Origin of the sequence: Streptomyces sp. NBC_00203 (assembly GCF_045206325.1) — a bacterium.
Classification (GTDB): domain Bacteria; phylum Actinomycetota; class Actinomycetes; order Streptomycetales; family Streptomycetaceae; genus Streptomyces; species Streptomyces lutosisoli.
Genome location: NZ_CP108126.1, coordinates 6,337,709 through 6,353,475, shown reverse-complemented (window position 1 = coordinate 6,353,475; position 15,767 = coordinate 6,337,709). Strand labels below are relative to the sequence as shown.

Genomic DNA, 15,767 nt, shown 5'->3' with positions numbered 1-15,767 from the left:
CACCGAAGTGCCCACCCTTCTCGCCTGCTGGCCGCGGCCTCAGGGGTACGCGCTCAGCGGCGCGAGTCGCCGAACAGGATGCGGTAGATGACCAGCAGGACGAGCGAACCGCCGATCGCGGCTGCCCAGGTGGTTCCGTCATAGAACTGCTTGGTGATGGGGTGGTCCAGCCAGCGGGCTGATATCCAGCCGCCTATGAACGCGCCGGCGACGCCGATGAGGGTCGTTCCGATGAAGCCGCCCGGGTCGCGTCCCGGCAGCAGGAATTTGGCGATGGCGCCGGCCAGCAGCCCCAGAATGATCCAGCTGATGATGCCCATGCCCTGAACCTGCCCTTCCGCGCTGTGCCCACGCTGTCCCGGCGCTGTGACGTCGGTCCGGCCGGGCTGTGAATCCGCCTGCGCCTGCGCGGATGTTGCCTGCCGTGGGTCGCACGTGTGTTGGTGCCGTGTTGAAGAGCAGGACGTCTCCTCGGCGCCTGTCGGTTGCACTGATCAGTAGGGTGCGGCCCATGACACAGTCCGAGTCCGAGTTGCGGCGCACTCTTGGCGTCGGGGACGCCGTGGTCATCGGGCTCGGTTCGATGATCGGTGCCGGGATCTTCGCGGCGCTGGGCCCCGCGGCGCGGGCGGCCGGATCCGGTCTGCTGCTCGGCCTCGCGGTCGCCGCCGTGGTCGCCTACTGCAACGCGATGGCCTCGGCGCGGCTGGCGGCCCTGTATCCCGCCTCCGGTGGCACGTATGTGTACGGGCGGGAGCGACTCGGGGCCTTCTGGGGGTATCTGGCGGGCTGGTCGTTCGTCGTCGGCAAGACAGCCTCCTGTGCGGCGATGGCGCTCACCGTGGGCGCGTACATCTGGCCGGGGCAGGCGCACGCGGTGGCGGTCGCGGCCGTGGTGGCCCTGACCGCCGTGAACTACGGCGGCGTACAGAAGTCGGCCTGGCTGACGCGGGCGATCGTGGCGGTGGTCCTGGCGGTCCTCGCTTCCGTGGTGGTCGTGTGCCTCGGCTCGGGCGCCTCCGACGCCGGGCGGCTGGACATCGGGCTCTCCGCCGGCGCGGGCGGGGTGCTTCAGGCGGCGGGGCTGCTGTTCTTCGCGTTCGCCGGGTACGCCCGGATCGCGACGCTCGGTGAGGAGGTACGGGATCCGGCGCGCACCATCCCGCGCGCGATCCCCTTGGCTCTGGGCCTCGCGCTCGTGGTGTACGCGGCGGTCGCGGTGGCTGTCCTTTCCGTGCTCAGGTCGGTTGGGCTCGGGCAGGCCTCGGCGCCGCTGGCCGACGCGGTGCGGGCGGCCGGTGTGCCGGAGCTCGTGCCGGTGGTGCGGGTGGGGGCCGCCGTGGCCGCGCTCGGCTCACTGCTCGCCCTGATCCTGGGCGTCTCGCGGACGACGCTGGCCATGGCCCGTGACCATCATCTGCCGGGCGCCCTGGCCGCCGTACATCCGCGCTTCCAAGTGCCGCACCGGGCAGAACTGGCCGTGGGCGCGGTGGTCGCCGCGCTGGCCGCGACGGTGGATGTGCGGGGCGCGATCGGGTTCTCCTCCTTCGGTGTGCTGGCGTACTACGCGGTGGCCAACGCGTCCGCCTGGACGCTGAGTTCGGCCCTGGTTACGCGGGTGGTACCGGTGGTCGGACTCGTCGGGTGCGTGACGCTGGCGTTCGCGCTGCCGGTGGTTTCCGTGGTCGTGGGCACGGCTGTGCTGGCGGTCGGGGCTGCGGCGTATGGCGTACGACGGTGGGCGGCTTCGCGGTAGCCGCAACGGGTCGCGGGCGCGCCACCGCCTGTCTCGACGACGGAGTCGCGGGCGCGTCACCTCTGAGCCGACGACGGGGTCGCGGTACGCCACCGTCGGCGCCGACGGTGTGGCCCGCTTCCGCGCCCTCGTGCCGCTCCGCCGTAGGCAGGACGGTGGGCTAGGAGGCCTGTGTCGCCGCCGTGCGTATGCGGAAGTCGGGCCAAGGGTCCATGTCCATGCCGTCGTTGGACTCCTCGTACCATCCCGCGCCGTCGAGCCAGGTGTGCAGCCAGGTCGCCAGATCGGGTGCGTCCACGTACCAGGCGTCGTCGGCCCCGTCGGCGTTCGGCTCGAAGAGCAGGACCCGGCCCTCGGGGCTCTGGCAGTCCACGCACGCATACATTCCGCAGCCCCAGTGGGATATCGGCAGGACGCCCTCGGGCCAGGGCCAGTCGGGGTCCTTGCGGCCGCTCTCGCGGTTGGCGAGGTACTGCGGAACGACCGCCGGCTCGCCCGACGGAGGGCTGTCCAGCAGGGGCAACAGGCCGTATTCCGGACCGAATCCGCCGTCCCCTATACGCAGGTAGAGCGCGGCGAGCAGGGGAGGCAGGGCGAAGCCGAGGGCGGTCTCGGCGCGGGAGAGCGCGGCCTCGTCCACGGGCTCGGGGAGCGAAGGCCAGCCCCACGGGCGGGTGTTACGGGCCTCGGAAGCGACCCGTGCCAGCAACTGCTCGATTTCGGTCATGGGTTCATGATGCAGCGCGCCACTGACAATCGGGCAGCCTGTGGATAACCCTCAATCGAGACGGACGTCGACGCGCTTTTCGGCGAGGAAGGCGAGCAGTTCTTCGAAGGTCAGCGGGCGGTAGCCGGTGTGCGGGGTGACGCCGAGGCAGCTGCGGGCGACGTCCGCGTCGTGCCAGACGAGCGTGAACGGCGGCTCGGCACCCCAGCGGCCGCGCAGGCAGTCCGTGAGGGCATCGAGGCCCCAGCCGAAGTACCCGCCGGGGCCGTTCACCGCTTCGCCGAGCGCGCAGAAGAAGCCGCGCTCGTCGATGATGTGGCGGCCGTCGAGGTGGTAGGTGCCGCCGGGGGGATCGTCCGGCTCTCCGTGTACGCGGTTGTCCCGGGCAGTGCCGAGCCAGAAGTCGCGGCCCTCGGGGCTGCATCGGGCCCAGAGGCCGGTCTCGGACGGGCGGCCCCGCCACCACAGGTCCCAGACCTCGGAGGCCGCGTTCGGCGGGCGCTCCGACCACGGTTCGAGGGTGAGGTCGATCAGGCCGCGGCCGCGCGCTGACGGGATCCACGCGGTGAGTTCGCCCTCTACGGCCGGCTGGACGGTGCGGCCGTGCGCGCCGAGTCGGAGCACCTTCGCGTGTCCCAGGTCCTCCTCGCCCGCGTTCAGTGCCGTCTGGAGGGCTCCGCGAGGGGAGCAGCCGAGCAGCCGCAGCGGGGGTTCTGCCAGTTCGGGTTCATATCGGACGTGTGCCAGGTCCTTGCAGGTGCCCCACGGGGCTTCGTCGGCGCTGAGGATCCGGTAGCCCGGGGAGAGCGGCGGGCACTGCGGATAGTCGGACGCGTTGTCCTCGGACTCGGACGCCTCGATCGTGATGTCGCGCAGCGACAGGTCACGCGCGCACGGGCGGTCGCCGAGGACGCGTACGTCGTCCAGCTGCCACAGCCACACGCCCACGCGCTCGCCCTTCTTGTCGAGGGTTTCCAGAACGAGGGTGCCGAGCGGCGCGGAACCTTCGGCACGCGCGCGTGTGAGGGCGGTTCTCAACTCGCCCCCGGGTGTACATCCGAGCAGTTCGTACGTTCCGCGCGCGGGAGGGGGCGGATCGCCGAAGAGACCCTCGGCGTCGGCGCACAGGGCCCACGTCTCCTCGTACCCGTCCTCGCCGTTGAACTCGGCTTCGGCGTCGTACGAAAGGAGCACGTACCTGGGCGGCTCCACCCCCGCGCTCACCCGCTAGCGCGTCGCGAACGGCTGGTCCGTGCGCACGATTTCGCGCCCCAGGGGGAGCAGCGAGACCGGGATGAGCTTGAAGTTGGCGATGCCGAACGGGATGCCGATGATCGTGATGCACAGGGCGATGCCCGTGACGATGTGGGCGAGGGCGAGCCACCAGCCCGCGAGGACCAACCACAGGACGTTGCCGATGCAGGACGGCGCGCCCGCGTCATGGCGCTCCACCGTCGTATAGCCGAACGGCCACAGGGCGTAGACACCGATACGGAACGCGGCGATGCCGAAGGGAATGCCGATGATGGTGATGCACAGCAGCACACCGGCGGCCAAGTACCCGAGGAACAGCCAGAAGCCGCTCAGGACGAGCCAAATGACGTTCAGAATTGTCTTCACTTGTGACGACCTGCCATCTGCTCGAGCCGGGCGATGCGCTCCGCCATCGGCGGATGCGTAGAGAACATCTTCGACATTCCCTGTCCCGGGCGGAAGGGGTTCGCGATCATCATGTGGCTTGCGGTCTCGATGCGCGGCTCCGGGGGCAGCGGCAGCTGCTTGGTGCCCGCGTCGAGCTTGCGCAGCGCGCTCGCGAGGGCGAGGGGGTCGCCGGTGAGCTGGGCGCCGGACGCGTCCGCCTCGTACTCCCTGGAGCGGCTGATGGCGAGCTGAATGACGGATGCGGCGAGCGGGCCCAGGATCATGATGAGCAGCATGCCGAGGATGCCGGGACCGTCGTCGTCGTTCGACCGGCCGACCGGGATCAGCCAGGCGAAGTTGACCAGGAACATGATCACGGAGGCCAGGGCTCCCGCGACCGAGGAGATCAGGATGTCGCGGTTGTAGACGTGGCTGAGCTCGTGGCCGATGACACCGCGCAGCTCACGCTCGTCCAGCAGACGCAGGATGCCTTCGGTGCAGCACACGGCCGCGTTGCGGGGGTTGCGGCCTGTCGCGAAGGCGTTCGGCGCTTCCGTCGGCGAGATGTACAGACGTGGCATGGGCTGACGGGCCTGAGTGGAGAGCTCGCGGACCATGCGGTACAGGGCCGGGGCCTCGAATTCGCTCACCGGGCGCGCGCGCATCGCGCGTAGAGCCAGCTTGTCGCTGTTCCAGTACGCGTACGCGTTCGTCCCGATCGCGATGAACAGCGCGACGATGAGACCGGTACGCCCGAAGAAACTGCCGATGACGATGATGAGTGCGGACAGTCCCCCGAGGAGTACGGCGGTCCTGAGCCCGTTGTGCCGGCGGTGCACGGTACGCCCTCCAAGTGGTGCGGCAGGGGAACCCTTTGCCTGCTGATGCTCTGCTTCCACTCTTCAGTGGACCCTCCCGTACTGGTCAACGCCAGACGGGGAGCACTAGTTCCCTTGTGCGCGCACCGGCGCGCGTAGGCCGTCCGGGTGATGGCGGACGGCGGCCACGCGCGCGCGGGGTGTTTTGCGAGGTGTTTCTTGGGGGCCGGTCCTGCGGAACGATCAGAAGAGGCTGGTCGCCGAGAAGCGCAGGACCAGCTGGGGTGCCCCGGAGAGGACGACCCCCAGGACGGCTGTCAGGGCGATCGCGGCCGTCAGCGGGGCCGGGACGCGGTGCTCCGCGGGTTCGCCCTCGGGGGCGCGGAAGAGGAGTGTCGTCCACTGGAGGTAGTAGAAGAGCGCGATCACGACATTGACGGCCATGACCACGGCCAGCCAGCCGAGCCCCGCGTCGACGGCCGCCGAGAACACGGTGACCTTGGCGAAGAGGCCGATGATGCCCGGCGGCAGGCCCGCGAGGCAGAGCAGGAAGAAGCCGAGGACCAGCGCCGAGAGGGGGCTCGCGGCGTAGAGGCCCCGGTAGTCGCTGATGCGGTTCAGGGGGCTCGTACGGCCGACGAGGGCCGCCACGGCGAAGGCGCCCAGGTTCACAACGGCGTACATCAGGGCGTACGCCACGGTGGAGCCGATGGCGTTCTCGGCGTCCTTGGAGTAGGCGGCGGCCGCGATCGGCACCAGGAGGTAGCCGGCCTGGCCGACGGAGGACCAGGCGAGCAGGCGTACCGCGCTGTACGCGCGCGTGGCCTGCTGTCGCAGGGCACCCACGTTGCCCACCGTCATGGTGAGGGCGGCCAGCGCGGCGAGCGCCGGACCCCAGGCGTCCGCGTACGACGGGAAGGCGACGACGGTGACGAGGATCAGCCCGGAGAAGCCGACCGCCTTGCCGACGACGGACAAGTAGGCGGCGATCGGCAAAGGCGCCCCTACGTAGGTGTCGGGCACCCAGAAGTGGAAGGGCACGGCGGCCGTCTTGAAGGCGAAGCCGATGAGGGTGAGGACGACGCCCGCCTGGGCGAGCGTGTGGAACTGTCCGTCGACGTGCTGGATCTTGTCCGCGATCTGGGTGAGGTACAGGGTGCCGGTGGTCGCGTAGACGAAGCTGACGCCCATCAGGCTCACGGCGGTCGCGGTGACGGAGGACAGGAAGAACTTCAGGGCCGCTTCGGAGGACTTCTTGTCGCCGCGCTTGATGCCGACGAGCGCGAAGGCGGGCAGGGAGGCGACTTCCAGGGCGACGATGAGGGTCGCGAGATCGCGGGAGGCGGGCAGCAGGGCGGCGCCCGCGGCCGAGGAGAGCAGCAGGAACCAGAACTCCCCTTCGGGGAGTTCCCTGTTGGCGTCCTTCAGAGCGGTGACCGACAGCAGGGCCGTCAGGAGGGCACCGCCGAGAACCAGGAACTGGATGACGAGCGTGAACCGGTCCGCCGTGTAGCTGCAGGCGTTCGCGTCGCCCGTCAGACAGAAGGTGGCGCGGTCGCCGTCCAGGATGGGCAGCAGCATCAGCGCGGACACGGCGAGTCCGGCCACCGACACCCAGCCCAGCACCGCCTTCTTCGTGTCGCCGATGAAGAGGTCGGCGACGAGCACGACGAGTCCGACGACCGCGGCGATGGTGGGCGGTGCGATGGCGAGCCAGTCGACGGACTGGACCAGGGAGCTCATCGGGTGCCTCCTGCGAGGAGCTGCTGAACGGCCGGATCGGTCAGGCCGAGGAGGGCCTTGGGCCAGAGGCCGGCGACGACGGTGAGGGCGACGAGCGGCGTCCAGGCCGCGAACTCGTAGCTCTGGACGTCGGCGAGCTGCGGGCTCCCCTGTTGCGGGGTGGCGCCCATGCAGACGCGGCGTACGACGGCGAGCATGTACGCGGCGGTGAGCAGTGTGCCGAAGGCGGCGATCGCCATGAAGGTGAGGAACGCGGGGCGGCTGAGGTCGCCGGCGGGCTTGAACGCGCCGAACAGCGCCAGCATTTCGCCCCAGAACCCGGCGAGGCCCGGCAGCCCGAGCGAGGCGACGGCGCCGAAGGCGAGCAGGCCGCCGAGGCGCGGGGTCCTGGCGTAGAGCGCGGCGCCGGTCTCCTCGGCGAGGGTGTCGAGGTCGGTCGTGCCCGTGCGGTCCTTGAGCGCGCCGACGAGGAAGAAGAGGAGGCCGGTGATGAGGCCGTGGGCGATGTTGGCGAACAGCGCGCCGTTCACGCCGGTCGGGGTCATGGTCGCGATGCCGAGCAGTACGAAGCCCATGTGACCGACGGACGAGTAGGCGATGAGCCGCTTGAGATCGCCCTTCGCGCCCTGCTTGGCGAGGGCCAGGCAGGCCAGGGATCCGTAGATGATCCCGACCACGGCGAAGGCGGCGAGGTACGGCGCGAAGGTCCGCATCCCGTCGGGCGCGATCGGCAGCAGAATCCGCACGAACCCGTACGTACCCATCTTCAGCAGCACGCCGGCCAGCAGGACCGAGCCGACGGTGGGCGCGGCGGTGTGGGCGTCCGGCAGCCAGCTGTGCAGCGGCCACATCGGCGTCTTGACCGCCAGCCCGATTCCGATCGACAAAACGGCGATGACCTGCACGGATGTGGTCAGCGACCGGCCGTTGTCAGTGGCGAGTGCCACCATGTCGAATGTGCCCGCCTTGATTCCGATCAGGAGCAGGCCCAGCAGCATGACGACCGAACCGAGCAGGGTGAAGAGGATGAACTTCCAGGCCGCGGCCTGCCGTTGCGCACCGCCCCAGCGGGCGATGAGGAAGTACATCGGGATGAGCACCATCTCGAACGCGAGGAAGAACAGCAGCAGATCGAGGACGGCGAAGGTCGCGAGGGTGCCGGACTCGAGCACGAGGACGAGTGCGACGAACGCCTTCGGGGTCGGGCCCGCGGGCATCTTGAAGTAGGAGTACAGCGCGCAGAGGAAGGTCAGCAGCGCGGTCAGGACCAGAAGGGGGAGGGAAATGCCGTCGACGCCGAGGTGGATTCGCACGTCGAGTGCGGGGATCCAGCTGATGTCCGTCGTGGCCTGCATCTTCGACGGTTGGTCGTGGTCGAAGCCGAGCGCGAGGACGATCGCGGCGATGAGCACCGCGCCGGTCACGGTCACACCGTGCCGCAGCACGGCCTGCTCGGGCGACTTCCCTTTCAGCCCGGGCGGGGCCGGCAGAAGAGCCGCGGCGGCGCCGATGAGCGGGCCGACGACGATGAATGCCAGAAGGATCTGCATCACGGATTCACTGATATCGATCACGCCTGCTCACGCTCCCGTGGCGACGAGGAGGGCGGCGACCACCAGGACGACGGTGCCGGCGAGCAGCGCGCTCACATAGGTCTGCACATTGCCGGTCTGGGCACGCCGTACGGCGGCGCCCAGCCAGCGGGGTAGGGCGCCCGCACCGCGTACGTAGGTGTCGACGACCTCGCGGTCGAGGAACCGGACGAGTACGGCTCCGGCCTGGACCGGGCGGACGAACAGCGCCGTGTACACGGCGTCGAGGTGGAAGCCGACAGCCGCGTGGCGGTGCAGCGGGCCGAGCAGCAGCCGGCCCGGATCCGCAGGGTCGGCGGCGTAGGCCACGTCTCCGAACGCCTGCTCGTGGAGCGCGATGGCCTCGGCCTCGACCGCTCCGGCGTCGGCGTCGGGGTGGGCCACGACCGCACCCATCGGTACGCGGGCTGCTGCCATCGCGCTGGTGTGCCGCCAGGCGCCGTAGGTGACGAGTCCGCCGACCAGGGCGAGCCCCGTGCCGAGGACGGAGGTGGTGAGGACCGGTGTCAGGTCGCGGCCGTCGAACCAGTCGGGCAGCGGGCCGTACGCCAGACCGAAGGCGAGCGACGGGACGGCGAGGACCCACAGCACGACCGTCATGGTGAGCGGCTGCCTGCCGTGGTCGGGAGCCTCGGCGCCCCGGCCGCGGAAGGCGAGCAGCCACAGGCGGGTGGCGTACGCGGCGGTGAGCACGGCGGTGATCAGGCCGGCGACGAGGACGATCCAGCCCGCGGCGCCGGGGGCGTGCTCGGTGTGGCCGGTGGCGACGTGCTCGGCGGCGCCGAGGACGGCCTCCTTGGAGAAGAAGCCGCTGAACGGCGGGATCGCGGCGAGCGCAAGCAGCGCCACGGTCATCGTCCAGTAGGCGTCGGGGACGCGGGCGCGCAGGTCCTTCATACGGGTCATGACGGCCAGCGAGTTGGTGCCGGAGGCGTGGATGATCACGCCCGCGGCGAGGAACAGCAGCGCCTTGAAGGCGCCGTGGGCGAGGAGGTGGAAGACGGCGGCACCGCGGTCGCCGACGGCGAGGGCGCCGGCCATGTAGCCGAGCTGGCCGATGGTCGAGTACGCGAGGACGCGCTTGATGTCGTCCTGGGCGAGCGCGGCGAGCCCCGAACCGGCCATCGTGACGGCGGCCATGACGGCGAGGACGACCATCGCGGCCGAGGAGGCCTGGAAGACGGGAAGGAGCCGGGCGACGAAGTAGATACCGGCGGCGACCATCGTCGCGGCGTGGATCAGCGCGGAGACGGGCGTGGGGCCCGCCATCGCGTCGGGGAGCCAGGTGTGCAGCGGGAACAGCGCCGACTTGCCCGCCACACCGGCCAGAAGCAGCAGGGCGATCAGTGTCGGATGGTGCAGTCCGCCGCTCGCGACGGTGTCGAGGACCGTGGTGATCTGGAAGGACCCGGCGTCGGTGGCGAGGGCGAACAGACCGATGAGGAAGGGGACGTCGCCGAGCTTGGTGACCAGGAAGGCCTTGATCGAGGCGGCGCGGGCCTCGGGGGTCTCCCAGTAGTGGCCGACCAGGAAGTACGAGCAGATGCCCATGACTTCCCAGCCGACCAGCAGCACGATCAGGTCGCCGGAGTAGACGACGAGCAGCATCGCGGAGGTGAAGAGGGAGACGAGAGCGGCGTACGAGGGGTAGCGCGGGTCGTCGCGCAGATAGCCCGTCGAGTAGATCTGCACGCAGGTGGCCACGACGCCGACGAGCACGGCGACAAGGGCGGCGAAGCCGTCGATGTGCAGGGCGAGTTCGATGGGGATCGAGCCGGTCGGGGTCAGTTCGGTGGAGGCGTCGATGGCCTGGCCGCCGCCGCCCTGGCGTACCGCGACCAGCACGGCGAGGACGAGCGAGGTGAGGGGCGGCAGAACGGCGAGGGGGCGTACGAAGCCGGGAGCCGTGCGGCCGAGGAGGAGTCCGGCCGCGGCGCCCAGGAACGGAAGGAGGGGGACGAGGACGGCGAGGGTGGTCGTGGTCACGCGGTGGCCTCAGCCTTCTCGTCTGCCGTGGCGGTGGCTCCTTCAGGGCCGTGCGGCTCGGCGCTGTCGCGGAGCTTGTCGATGTCCGAGGTGCCGCGGCCCCGGTACACGGAGAGCACGATCGCCAGGCCGATGCCGATCTCGGCGGCGGCGATGGCGATGGTGAACAGGGTCAGTGCCTGGCCGGAGTGGAGCGTGTCGCGGGCGGTCTTGGACAGCCAGACGTCGAAGGCGACGAGGTTCAGGTTGACGGCGTTGAGCATCAGCTCGACGGACATCAGGACCAGGATCGCGTTGCGGCGCGCGAGGACTCCGTACAGGCCCGTGCAGAACAGGAGGGCGGAGAGCACGGCGGGATAGGCGAGGTGCATCAGCGGGTCCCTTCCTTGGCCGGGGGCTGCTCGCCGGGGGCCGTCGCGCCGCCGGCGGTGCGGCTCGGGGGCAGGGTGCCCGACGGCGTGCCCGGCGTCGGGAGGGCCGGTGTGGCCTTGTCCGCGGCGGCCTTGCGGGAGAGGACGATCGCGCCGACCAGGGCGGCGAGGAGGAGGACGGAGAGCGCTTCGAAGGGGAGGACCCAGCTCTGGAAGAGGCTCGCTCCGGTCACCTCGGTGGAGCCGGCGGCGGCGCCGCCCAGGTCGACCCAGGTCGTGCGGAAGGCGTCGACGACGACCCACACCAGGGCGGCGGCCGAGGCGCCGGCCACGGTCAGGGCGGCCCAGCGGTTGCCGGAGTCGGCGTCCGGCGAGCGGCCGATGGGGGCCTTGGTGAGCATCAGACCGAACAGGAGGAGGACGACGACGGAACCGACGTAGATAAGGACCTGCACCCAGGCGATGAACTCGGCCGTGAGCAGGAGGTACTCGACGGCGAGACCGCCGAGCGTCACCACCAGCCACAGGGCGGCGTGCACCAGCTGCTTGGTGGTGACGGTGACGATCGCCGCGCCGAAGGTGACCAGACCGACGAGGAGGAAGGCGATCTCGACGCCGGTCGGGGAGAGGAAGCCGTGGCTTTCGGCGGCGACGGCGGTGGTCGTGGCCCGTGCCGCGGCGGCCGTTGCTGCTGCGAGGCTCACGACTCACCGTCCTGTGGGTCGGAGGGCTTGGCGGGCTCGGAAGGCTTGGCCGACTCGGAAGGCTTGGCAGGCTCGGACGTGCCCGTAGCCGGGGGCTCGGCCTGGGCGGGAGCCTGGGTCTGGGCTGGGGGCTCGGTCTGGGCCGGCTGTTCGGCCGGCTCCGATGCCTCCGCTGACGCGGTCGCCTCGGCGGCGAGCTTTTCGGCGGTTTTGCGGGCGGCGGTCAGTTCCTTCGGTTCCTCGGCGGCGGGGTCGAGGGCCGGCGGGGCCGGGACGGTCCACATCCACTCGCGGAGCTTGTCGCGTTCGTGGGTGAGTTCGCGGATGTCGGTCTCGGCGTACTCGAACTCCGGGGACCAGAAGAGGGCGTCGAAGGGGCAGACCTCGATGCAGATACCGCAGTACATGCAGAGGGAGAAGTCGATGGCGAAGCGGTCGAGGACGTTGCGGCTGCGCTCACGGCCACCGGGGGCGGCGGGCGGGACCGTCTCCTTGTGGGAGTCGATGTAGATGCACCAGTCCGGGCACTCGCGGGCGCACAGCATGCAGACCGTGCAGTTCTCCTCGAAGAGGCCGATGACACCGCGGGTGCGGGGCGGGAGTTCGGGCTGGGCGTCCGGGTACTGCGCGGTGACGGTCTTCTTCGTCATCGTGCGGAGGGTGACGGCCAGGCCCTTGGCGAGGCCGGAGCCAGGAATGGGGGCCATGGTTACGAGATCACCACCTTGACGATGCCGGTGAGGGCGATCTGGGCGAGGGAGAGAGGGACGAGGAGGGTCCAGGAGAGTTTCTGGAGCTGGTCCTCGCGGAGGCGGGGATAGGTAACACGGAGCCAGATGACGATGAAGGCGAGCACGGCCGACTTCAGCAGGGTCCAGACCCAGCCGAGGCCGTCGGCGCCCCACGGGCCGTGCCAGCCGCCCAGGAAGAGGACGGTGGTCAGACCGCTCAGGACGACGATTCCGGCGTACTCGGCGAGGAGGAAGAGCGCGAAACGCAGGCCCGTGTACTCGGTGTACGCGCCGAAGATGATCTCCGAGTCGGCTACGGGCATGTCGAAGGGCGGGCGCTGGAGTTCGGCGAGGCCCGCCACGAAGAAGACGATCCCGCCGACGATCTGCCAGGGCAGCCACCACCACTCGAAGGCGTCGACGATGCCCGGGAGGGAGACGGTGCCGGCCGCCATCGCGACGGAGGCGGCAGTCAGCAGCATCGGGAGTTCGTACGCGAGGAGCTGGGCGGCGGTGCGCAGGCCGCCGAGGAGGGAGAACTTGTTGGCCGAGGCCCAGCCCGCCATGAGCGAGCCGAGGACGCCTACGCCCATGACGGCCAGGACGAAGAAGATGCCCGCGTCGATGACCTCGCCGACCGCTCCCTCGCCCGGGCCGATCGGGATGGCGAGGAGGACGAGGAGGTACGGGAGGAGGGCTACGGCGGGGGCGAGTTGGAAGATACGGCGGTCCGCGCCGGTCGGGACGACGTCTTCCTTCTGCGCGAACTTCACGCCGTCCGCGACGAGCTGGGCCCAGCCGTGGAAGCCGCCCGCGTACATCGGGCCGAGGCGGCCCTGCATGTGGGCCATCACCTTGTGCTCGGTCTGACCGACGATCAGGGGGAACGTCAGGAACACAATGAAGACGACGAGGAGGCGTAGGGCGACGTCGAGAGCGTCGTTCACGGCGTGCCTCCGGTGGGGTCGTCGGGGTCGGGTGTCTTGGCGTCGGCAGTCTTGGGGGCGGGAGTCTTGGGGGCGGGGTCCGCAGCGCCGTCGGGTGTGCCGTCGGGTGCGGCATCGGGTGCGGCTGGGGGGTTCGGGGCGGCTCCCGGTTCTGGGGTCGCCTCCGGTTCCGGGTTCGTCTCCGGCTCCGGGTTCGACCCGGGCTCCGGGCCGGCGTCAGATTCCAAGATGGCCTCAGGCTTCGGGGCAGTCTCGGGCTCGGGGGCGGCATCGGACTCCGGGGTGACCGCAGCGCGTTGCTCCGGCTCCGGGTTCGATTCCGGCTTCGGCTCCGACTCAGGCTCCGACGCGGGCTCCGGCTCCGGCTCGTCGAAAGCGGGGCGGGCGTGGTGCCACGGGGCGTCCGAGCTGCGGGGTGCGGCGGGCTTGGACGGGGTGGCGGGAGCCGTTGCCGTTTCTGGAGCTGTTTCAGGAGCTGTTTCAGGAGCTGTTGCCGGAGCTGTTGCTGTGGCGGGTGGCGTTGGTTCGGTGGGTGCCGGGGCCGAGGCGGGCGCCTGCTGGTCCGAGGCCGGGGCCTGGGCCTGTTGGCCGGCCGAACCCTGGCTCGCGCTGCGGGCGCGGCGGGGCGATGCCGGGGTCTGCGGAGCAGCACTGGCGGCGGCGCTCGTACCGGTGCCCGGTTCAGCTCCAGCACCTGCCGGACCCGTACCGGTAGCCGTACTCCCAGCCACTCCCCCAGCGGGAGTCTGGCTCGCTGAGCCCTCTCCCGCTGTGCGGGCCCGGCGGACGGGGCGGTCGCCGGTTGCGCGGGCGGCGCCGCGGGCGGGGCGGGCCGGGGCCGGGGGGAGCTGGCCCTTGAGGGGGCCCCATTCGTTGGGGTCGGGGACGCCCGGCGGAAGCATCTGGCGGCGCTTCGGGCCGCCGTGTTCGGACTCGCCGGGCTCCTTCGCGCCGGGCCAGGCCTTGGCGACGCGGGCGGCCAGGACGAAGTCCTTGCGGAGGGGGTGGCCTTCGAAGCTCTCGGGCAGCAACAGGGGTGTCAGCCCCGGGTGGCCCTCGAAGATCACGCCGAACATTTCGTGGGTCTCGCGCTCGTGCCAGCCGGCGCCCGCGTACACGGAGACCGCCGACGCGAGTACGGGGGACTCGTGCGAGACCGTCGTACGGACGAGGAGGCGGCGTACGGGAGACAGCGCCACGACGTGCGCCAAGACGCGGAAGCCGGTGCCCGGTTCGTCGACGGCGCTCAGCCAGTCGAAGTATGTGCAGGTCAGCGCGGTCCGGGCCGTCTCCAGAGCCGCGACCCAAGACGTCGGCGGGACATCGACCGTCAGGACGCCGTACGACTCCTCGGCCGTGGCCTCCGGGCCGAAGAGTTCCTCGACGGGGGCGGGGAGCCAGCCGATGCTCATCGGTCCTCCCCCACGGCACCCGCGGCACCCGAGGCACCCGCAACGGGCGGCTTCACCAGGTCGCTCTGGAGCGCGGCCGTGGACGGGCGGGCCGAACCGGTGCCGTAGCGCTCGCCCAGGGACTCCCGGGCGATCTTCTCCTGGAGCTTGAGGATGCCCTGGAGCAGTGCCTCGGGGCGGGGCGGACAGCCGGGGACGTACACGTCGACGGGGATGATCTGGTCGACGCCCTTGGTGACGGAGTACGAGTCCCAGTACGGGCCGCCGCAGTTGGAGCAGGCGCCGAAGGAGATGACGTACTTCGGCTCGGGCATCTGCTCGTAGAGGCGCTTCACGGCCGGGGCCATCTTGTCCGTGACCGTGCCGGAGACCACCATCAGGTCGGCCTGGCGCGGGCCGGGCGCGAAGGGGATCACGCCGAGCCGGATGAAGTCGTGGCGGGCCATGGACGCGGCGATGAACTCGATCGCGCAGCAGGCGAGCCCGAAGTTGAAGACCCAGAGCGAGTAGCGGCGGCCCCAGTTCAGGACCACCTTCATCGGCTCGGGGGCCAGCCGGGAGAGCGCGCCGAGCCGCTTCGGCTCGGGCAGCAGCACCGGCTCGGAGGTCGTCTCAGGGGTCACGTCCATGTCAGGACGCCCTTCTTGTATGCGTACAGCAAGCCGACGGCGAGGAAGCCGAGGAAGATGAACATCTCCACGAGCGTCGCGGCGCCGTAGCCGGGCGCGGCGAAGACCGTCGCCCAGGGGAAGAGGAAGATCGAGTCGACGGCGAAGATCACGTAGAGGAACGCGTAGACGTAGTAGCGGACCTGGGTGTGGGCCCAGCCCTCACCGACGGGGTCGACGCCGCACTCGTAGGTCAGGAGTTTCTCGGGGGTGGGGACCACGGGACGCAGCAGGCGGCCGGCCCCGAAGGCGACGGCGACGAAGAGCACGCCCACGACGGCTAGCAGTCCGACGACCGAGTAGGACTGGAAGTAGCCCGCCGCGACCTCGGTCCCGGTTGCCGTGACAACGGTCGGTTCCGGCACGTCAGCCCCTCGCTCCCTGACCTCGTTGTGCGCCCCGGAGTACGCCGTCGCGCACTCTGTGATGCGCCGTGTTCGACGATCTGTACGGACGGGAGTCTAGGGCCTGCTAAAGAGACCGTAAGCAGCCTGTCACGCCTCGATCAACGGGAACGCGCCTCGGACTCGTCCTGCTCACGCGCCGCAGGGTTCCCTTCTTCACCTCGCGGCGGTCCTCAGGGTTCCCCTGTGCACCTCTCCGTACCTCGCGTCCGCACCTCGCGAGGGTGGGGTTTTCCCCAGTGGATCGTGGCGGTCCACCTCATGGCG

The 15,767-nt window shown here is 70.6% G+C and carries 16 protein-coding genes; 1 reads left to right on the top strand and 15 read right to left on the bottom strand.

The genetic code is table 11. The features are described 5' to 3' along the window. Positions 1–53: 53 nt before the first annotated feature. Positions 54–320 carry a GlsB/YeaQ/YmgE family stress response membrane protein gene (locus OG975_RS28465; RefSeq protein ID WP_406332236.1) on the bottom strand — a complete coding sequence of 89 codons (267 nt, stop codon included), beginning with the start codon at positions 318–320 and terminating at the stop codon, positions 54–56. Between the two features lie 191 nt (positions 321–511). Here OG975_RS28465 and OG975_RS28460 point away from each other — a divergent pair, with 191 nt between their 5' ends. Next, positions 512–1,756, top strand: coding sequence for an APC family permease (locus tag OG975_RS28460; protein ID WP_406332235.1), 1,245 nt, complete (start codon positions 512–514; stop codon positions 1,754–1,756). Positions 1,757–1,916: 160 nt separating this feature from the next. On the opposite strand, the gene OG975_RS28455 is transcribed toward OG975_RS28460, so the two are convergent. From OG975_RS28455 to OG975_RS28390, 14 genes are all read right to left on the bottom strand, one after another. Next, positions 1,917–2,483 carry an SMI1/KNR4 family protein gene (locus tag OG975_RS28455; protein ID WP_406332234.1) on the bottom strand — a complete coding sequence of 189 codons (567 nt, stop codon included), beginning with the start codon at positions 2,481–2,483 and terminating at the stop codon, positions 1,917–1,919. A 51-nt stretch (positions 2,484–2,534) separates the two neighbouring features. Beyond that, entirely contained in the window at positions 2,535–3,677 is a 1,143-nt protein-coding gene (locus OG975_RS28450) for a barstar family protein (protein ID WP_406332233.1), read from the bottom strand. A 33-nt stretch (positions 3,678–3,710) separates the two neighbouring features. Then, entirely contained in the window at positions 3,711–4,103 is a 393-nt protein-coding gene (locus OG975_RS28445) for a YccF domain-containing protein (RefSeq protein WP_406332231.1), read from the bottom strand. Next, the gene (htpX, locus tag OG975_RS28440) at positions 4,100–4,963 is read right to left on the bottom strand and encodes a zinc metalloprotease HtpX (protein ID WP_327430912.1); all 864 of its coding nucleotides are present in this window, start codon (positions 4,961–4,963) and stop codon (positions 4,100–4,102) included. The genes OG975_RS28445 and htpX overlap by 4 nt, the downstream gene beginning before the upstream one ends. 222 nt (positions 4,964–5,185) lie before the next feature. Continuing rightward, complete coding sequence (locus OG975_RS28435) at positions 5,186–6,685, bottom strand: NADH-quinone oxidoreductase subunit N (RefSeq protein ID WP_406332230.1); 1,500 nt, start codon at positions 6,683–6,685, stop codon at positions 5,186–5,188. Further along, positions 6,682–8,259: an NADH-quinone oxidoreductase subunit M gene (locus OG975_RS28430; RefSeq protein WP_406332229.1), complete on the bottom strand. Its 1,578-nt coding sequence runs from the start codon at positions 8,257–8,259 to the stop codon at positions 6,682–6,684. The genes OG975_RS28435 and OG975_RS28430 overlap by 4 nt, the downstream gene beginning before the upstream one ends. 6 nt (positions 8,260–8,265) lie before the next feature. Next, complete coding sequence (locus OG975_RS28425) at positions 8,266–10,263, bottom strand: NADH-quinone oxidoreductase subunit L (RefSeq protein ID WP_406332228.1); 1,998 nt, start codon at positions 10,261–10,263, stop codon at positions 8,266–8,268. Then, positions 10,260–10,634, bottom strand: coding sequence for an NADH-quinone oxidoreductase subunit NuoK (nuoK, locus tag OG975_RS28420; protein WP_327430908.1), 375 nt, complete (start codon positions 10,632–10,634; stop codon positions 10,260–10,262). Before nuoK ends, OG975_RS28425 begins: the two co-directional genes overlap by 4 nt. Continuing rightward, positions 10,634–11,338 (bottom strand): NADH-quinone oxidoreductase subunit J, encoded by a 705-nt coding sequence (locus OG975_RS28415; RefSeq protein WP_406332227.1) that lies wholly within the window; start codon positions 11,336–11,338, stop codon positions 10,634–10,636. Before OG975_RS28415 ends, nuoK begins: the two co-directional genes overlap by 1 nt. Further along, the gene (locus OG975_RS28410; RefSeq protein ID WP_406332226.1) at positions 11,335–12,045 is read right to left on the bottom strand and encodes a 4Fe-4S binding protein; all 711 of its coding nucleotides are present in this window, start codon (positions 12,043–12,045) and stop codon (positions 11,335–11,337) included. Before OG975_RS28410 ends, OG975_RS28415 begins: the two co-directional genes overlap by 4 nt. A 2-nt stretch (positions 12,046–12,047) precedes the next feature. Continuing rightward, a complete protein-coding gene (locus OG975_RS28405; protein ID WP_406332225.1) occupies positions 12,048–13,016 on the bottom strand; it encodes an NADH-quinone oxidoreductase subunit H in 969 nt (322 codons plus the stop codon). Further along, the gene (locus OG975_RS28400; protein WP_406332223.1) at positions 13,013–14,428 is read right to left on the bottom strand and encodes an NADH-quinone oxidoreductase subunit C; all 1,416 of its coding nucleotides are present in this window, start codon (positions 14,426–14,428) and stop codon (positions 13,013–13,015) included. Before OG975_RS28400 ends, OG975_RS28405 begins: the two co-directional genes overlap by 4 nt. Continuing rightward, complete coding sequence (locus tag OG975_RS28395) at positions 14,425–15,057, bottom strand: NADH-quinone oxidoreductase subunit B (protein WP_406332222.1); 633 nt, start codon at positions 15,055–15,057, stop codon at positions 14,425–14,427. The genes OG975_RS28400 and OG975_RS28395 overlap by 4 nt, the downstream gene beginning before the upstream one ends. Continuing rightward, on the bottom strand, positions 15,048–15,461 hold the full coding sequence (locus OG975_RS28390; RefSeq protein WP_406332220.1) for an NADH-quinone oxidoreductase subunit A: 414 nt from the start codon (positions 15,459–15,461) through the stop codon (positions 15,048–15,050). Before OG975_RS28390 ends, OG975_RS28395 begins: the two co-directional genes overlap by 10 nt. Positions 15,462–15,767: the final 306 nt, after the last annotated feature.